General features: G+C 48.2%; 4 protein-coding genes. 2 read left to right on the top strand and 2 right to left on the bottom strand.

Annotation, left to right across the window (positions count from 1 at the left end; all coding sequences use genetic code 11):
• Positions 1–541, bottom strand: a 541-nt coding sequence (locus tag MHN01_RS20090; protein ID WP_239413008.1) for an efflux RND transporter periplasmic adaptor subunit, incomplete at its 3' end; no start/stop codon positions are given.
• A 169-nt stretch (positions 542–710) separates the two neighbouring features.
• Here MHN01_RS20090 and MHN01_RS20095 point away from each other — a divergent pair.
• Positions 711–1,418, top strand: coding sequence for a TetR/AcrR family transcriptional regulator (locus MHN01_RS20095; protein WP_239413010.1), 708 nt, complete (start codon positions 711–713; stop codon positions 1,416–1,418).
• Between the two features lie 80 nt (positions 1,419–1,498).
• On the opposite strand, the gene lpxM is transcribed toward MHN01_RS20095, so the two are convergent.
• The gene (gene lpxM, locus MHN01_RS20100; protein WP_239413012.1) at positions 1,499–2,437 is read right to left on the bottom strand and encodes a lauroyl-Kdo(2)-lipid IV(A) myristoyltransferase; all 939 of its coding nucleotides are present in this window, start codon (positions 2,435–2,437) and stop codon (positions 1,499–1,501) included.
• A 304-nt stretch (positions 2,438–2,741) separates the two neighbouring features.
• Here lpxM and MHN01_RS20105 point away from each other — a divergent pair, with 304 nt between their 5' ends.
• Positions 2,742–3,488, top strand: a complete 747-nt coding sequence (locus MHN01_RS20105) for a glycerophosphoryl diester phosphodiesterase (protein ID WP_239413014.1) — start codon at positions 2,742–2,744, stop codon at positions 3,486–3,488.
• The last annotated feature ends 176 nt before the right edge of the window (positions 3,489–3,664 follow it).

Raw genomic sequence — 3,664 nt, forward strand, 5'->3', positions numbered from 1 at the left:
GGTGTGGCTTGGCATGGGTTAACGAAACAATGCCGTCAAACGGTGCCTGTAGCTTTGTGTGTGACAAGTCGGTTTTTGCCTGTTCAAGGCTCGTTTTGGCGGCCTTATAGGCAGCATAGGTTTGGTCGTATTGCGCTTGGCTAATCAAACGGTTGGCTATAAGCTGCTCGGCACGGGCAAGCTTGGCTTGTTGCAGTTCAAACTCTGCCTGATTGCTGGTGACGGCAAGCTGATAATTTTCCTTGTCCATGGTTGCCAGAACATCGCCTGCCTTGACGGTTTGCCCCATCTTCACGTTAACAGCATCTATCTTGCCGCTGATTTGAAAGGCAAGTTTTGCATGCTCGGTAGCGTTCACCTGAGCGACAAAGCGGTATTCATTGCCTTTCTCTTCGGCAGGTACCTCCATCACTCTGACCGGTACAACCGTTTCTTGAATGACATCTGACTGGGCTGGCTTACAACCCTGCAGTATGAGCATTGCACTGAATAATGCAGTTATCATACTGATTTTTAAGGTGATAAAGCGTTTGCTTTTCATCCTGAACTCCAAAGAGTGGGTGATATTTAATTTGCTATCCATTTGTGCAGTATATTTGTCGAACAAGGTGATTTCAAGTATGCTGCACATGTGTGCAGTATAATTAGGTGGGTTTATCAGGATCTTTTTGGTAAAACGACCCGGTTAATGATTTTGGAGTAGCTGGAATATGACGGAGAAACGAGTTGGTCGACAGACCGCCAAGGCCGCTGAAGAAACACGCAAACAGATATTGTGTGCAGCCACCGAGCTGTTTTGCAGTCAGGGATTCAAGGCAGTATCGCTAAGGGCTATTAGCGAGAAAGCAGGCGTTTCCCACAGTCTTATTCGTCACCATTTCGGCAGTAAGCTTAAGATCTGGAAGCAGGTCAATGATGAAATGGAGAACTATTTTCGTCAGTACATTTCAGATTTGCTGCATACGCAAGATCCCCAACTGAAAAGTAACTATCGGTTATTTAATGTATTAACGACTTTGCTGGCGAGGTTGCTGGTCGATCCCCGTCCAATGCAGATACTTGCTGATGCCATGAAGCAAGAGCAGGAGCTGGTTGTCTATTTTCTTGATGAAAGTTATGAGATGGCTGAGCTGTTTGAAAGCCTGCTTAATGAATGCCACAAGGAAGGATATATTCAGGACTATCAGGTCAATGAGTTGAAATGGCTGACGGCAAGCTATGCTCACTCGGCCACCTCATTGGCACCACTGATGCGCGGTACTTACCCTGAGGTTGAATCTGAATCCGCCTGTTTGCTGAAGCACTGGCACCTTTATGCCAGAATGCTTGCCGCTCAGTTGGAAATACCGGCGGACGATATTCCTCAACCGGCACAGCTTGAAGACTTGCTCCAGGCCGTGCCGTGGGAGTGTAAATAAAGTTTATGCTATACCCAAGCTACCTGAACTCGCTGGTCTTACTCTGAATCCGGTATCTTGAGGTAGTTTGGGGATACTGCTCAGTAGCGCTGGCTGCCGTCTGGTAGGTGGCGCATGATACTCATCACCCACATGTATTGCTCAGGCTGTTTTCTGATCATCTCTTCCAGCACTTTGTTCATGTAACAGGCATCCTCGTACTCATTTCCGGACGGGAAATCAGTGAGTGGTGCCTGGATATTGATCTCATAACGGCCGGTTTCCATATTAAAGGACGGGAATACTGGCAGAACCGCGGCATTGGCTAGTTTGGCCAACTTGCCGACGCCCTTGACTGTGGCCTTTTCGTTTCCAAAGAATGGAGCAAAGACACTTTGCTGCGCACCGTGATCTTCATCCGGCAGGTAATAAGCCAGATATCCTTCCTTGATGGATTTCAGATACGGTTTAATGCCCTGGCTGCGAGTATAGATGCGGCCGCCGAACTGCATCCGTTGCAAGTTCATCAGCCAGTCGGCGATTGGGTTTTTCTGCGGGCGGATCATCGCGACCATCGGCATTTCTTTGGCGGCGAAATAGAGCGCGGTAAAATCAATGGCCCAGTTGTGCGGTACCAGCATAATAATATTTTTATTCTGCTGTCGCAGTTCATGAAGGTAATGTTCTCCCTTCACATCATGGCTGTTGATAACGAAGTTGCGGCCTTTGAGAAATGGCTGGGCAAAGCCAAGCAAGACTGTCCCGGCGGTCGCGTATGAGCGCTCAAGTAGTGCTAGTTGCTGTTGCTCGGTCATTTCTGGGAAGCATAGTTGAATATTGATAAGTGCCCGTCGCTTGGCGCTGTTATTCTTGGAGACGAAGTATTTGGCAAGACGGGTTGCCATAGTGACTCGCACACGGTGCGGGAGCAGGGACAGCAAGAGAGCAAAAGGTAGCCCCAGCCAGGTGAGCCAGTACCTGGGATGGAGAAACGAAGAATTAAAAACAGGGTTGTACTCGCTGTACATTTTGTTGCTCATGCTGATAAATCCAAAGGTGCCTTGTTGTTTTTTAGGTCTTGAACGGGGAGCAATTTGTCAAGATTGAGTTCGGAATTGTAAGTCTTATCGTGCTGGAATCAAGTATTACGCTTGGCAATCGTTGTTTCTTTGTCAGTTGTCACCGCCTGAGTCTCATTGTGCTCTACACTATTGCCTGAGATAGAGGCATACTTACGACTCCGTCACACTACCTCAGGCCTAGTGCGGATATGAGTTGTGTTGGTTTACAGAGTCGGTAAAGTCCTTGTGTACTCGCCCATTGTTAGTTTAATCAGGATCATAAATGAAAACTCTCTTTGCGCATCGTGGTATGTCGGCATTGGCCCCTGAGAACACCCTTGCTGCTTTCGCGCTGTGTCGACAGTATGGAATTCAATGGATTGAGTGTGATGTTGATATATTGGCTGACGGGACTGTTGTTGTCTCCCATGACGATACCCTGGATCGTTGTACCGACCAAAGCGGTAATCTGGCTGAACTTACCAAGGCGGATTTGAGCGAGATTGATGCCGGAAGCTGGTTTCATGATGATTTTATCGGTGAGCCGATCCCGACCTTCGAACAGCTGATAACTCTGGTTAACCAGCATGAGCTGAATATCAATGTCGAGATCAAGTCATGTTCGGCTGGCTGGGCGATGACCGATAAGCTGATTGCTAATGTGATCACAGCATTGGCGCAGTTGGATACCGGACGTGAGTTGATAGTCTCCAGCTTTAATCATCTTGCTTTGGCAGAGTTCAAGCGTCGTCGACCGCAGACTTCGGTTGCCTGTTTGTTTGAAGCCGCAAGTCTTGGTGATGACTGGGAGTCTGTGATGCAGGCGTGCGGGGCGGATTATATTCACCCGGAAGATCAGAACTTGACTCAGGCGATGGTAGCCCGGTTTAAGTCTGCAGGTTATAAAATCAACGTGTATACCGTGAACGATTTGGCCCGTGCCAACCAGCTATTTAACTGGGGCGTCGATGGGGTATTTACTGATATCGCCCACCGTTTTCCGTCAAAGTATAAGCTGCGCGGGAAATGAGACATGCCCGCGCGGGTTAGGATTTAAAACTCCTGGTTTATCTTGACCAGATATTTCAATAGGTTGCTTCGCTCATCTTCATCAAGGCCAGCTGTGATATCTTGTGTTAACGCGAGGTGCAGGTCGTCATGCTCGTGATACATTGCCGCTCCTTTCTCCGTTAGCTCCACAAGAAT

It is taken from the genome of Photobacterium sp. OFAV2-7 (assembly GCF_022347985.1).
GTDB lineage: Bacteria > Pseudomonadota > Gammaproteobacteria > Enterobacterales > Vibrionaceae > Photobacterium.

Bases quoted from the DNA above. Each gene is read 5' to 3' on its own strand.
- lpxM (WP_239413012.1), bottom strand. From the start codon at position 2,437: ATGAGCAACAAAATGTACAGCGAGTACAACCCTGTTTTTAATTCTTCG.
- MHN01_RS20095 (WP_239413010.1), top strand. From the start codon at position 711: ATGACGGAGAAACGAGTTGGTCGACAGACCGCCAAGGCCGCTGAAGAA.
- MHN01_RS20105 (WP_239413014.1), top strand. From the start codon at position 2,742: ATGAAAACTCTCTTTGCGCATCGTGGTATGTCGGCATTGGCCCCTGAG.